At 72.0% G+C, this 1,391-nt stretch carries 1 protein-coding gene and 1 pseudogene; both read right to left on the reverse strand.

Going from position 1 to position 1,391, the window contains the following annotated elements:
* Positions 1-232 (reverse strand): annotated as a pseudogene (locus tag ACZ518_RS39460) (sulfate ABC transporter substrate-binding protein); the annotation flags it as partial.
* A gap of 207 nt (positions 233-439) precedes the next feature.
* Positions 440-1,391: sulfate adenylyltransferase subunit 1 (locus ACZ518_RS39465; protein WP_469117856.1), on the reverse strand; the 952-nt coding region annotated here is incomplete at its 5' end.

Genomic DNA, 1,391 nt, shown 5'->3' on the forward strand with positions numbered 1-1,391 from the left:
GGGCGGTGGCGTGGGTCAGGTTCGGGAAGTACCCGATGCGGACCTCGGACGCCGAGAGCTTCTGACCGCCCTCGGAAGCGGTGGCGCCGGCCGGCCGGGCGTCCTTGTCGGCGGTCTTCTCGGCCTCGGAACCGTAGCCGCAGGAGGCGAGGGCGCCGATCAGCAGGGGCAGGGCGGCGACGGCGGCGAGGCCGCGGCGCGGATTCTTGCGGGTATGACCGGTGGCAGGCACGGGAGGACTTCCTCTCGACGCGCCGTGTGTGTTACGGCGCAGGTCTTCGTCTGTGGAGCGGGGGCAGGTACGGCTCGCGGGGGGCGCGCAGGTGCGCGTACGTCATCGCGCACATCGCGCCACTCCTCCCTGGCCGCTGCCGAGGGCGCCGCTGCCTACGCGGCCGCCCTCCTTCGCGAAGGTGGAGTAGATGTCGGCAGGCATGATCTAGAAGTCCCACCCTTCTTCGTCCGCCGCCACGGCCTCGGCCTTGGAGGCGAAGGACTCGCCGGCCATGCCGGCCGCCAGGGTGGTGCCGTCGGCCGGGTCGATCAGCAGGAAGGACCCGGTGCGGCGGGAGTCGGCGTACGCGTCGAGCGCGAGCGGCTCGGCGGTGCGGACGACGACGCGGCCGATGTCGTTGGCCACCAGCTGCCCGGGGTTCGGGTGCTGGGACAGGTCGTCCAGCGTCAGCCGGGAGGGGATCTCCTTGACGATCGCCTTGACCGTGCGCGTCGTGTGCTTGATCAGCACCCGCGCGCCGACGGCCAGCGGCTGGTCCGCGACGTGGCAGACGGTGGCGACGACGTCCTGCGTGGTGGCCGGGGCGCTCGAGGACGGTGCGATCAGGTCGCCGCGCGAGATGTCGATGTCGTCCTTGAGGCGCAGGGTCACCGACTGCGGGGACCAGGCGATGTCCACGGACTCACCGAGGGCGTCGATGCCCTCGATGACGGACGTGCGGCCCGAGGGCAGGACGGTGACGGCTTCGCCGACGCGCAGGACGCCGGAGGCGATCTGGCCCGCGTAGCCGCGGTAGTCGGGGTGCTCGGCGGTCTGCGGACGGATCACGTACTGCACCGGGAAACGCGCCGGGCAGGCGGTGAGGTCGTGGCTGACGGGGACGGTCTCGAGGTGCTCCAGGACGGTCGGGCCGCCGTACCAGTCCATGTTCGCGGAGGGCTCCACGACGTTGTCCCCGGCCAGGGCCGAGATCGGGATCGCGGTGATCTCCGGAACGCCCAGCTCCGAGGCGTACGCGGTGAACTCCTCGGCGATCTTCGCGAAGACCGCCTCCCGGTAGTCGACGAGGTCCATCTTGTTGACGGCGAGGACGACGTGGGGGACGCGCAGGAGGGCGGCGACGGCGGCGTGCCGGCGGGTCTGCTCGATGACGCCG

The sequence above is a fragment of the Streptomyces sp. NPDC033966 genome, assembly GCF_055575955.1.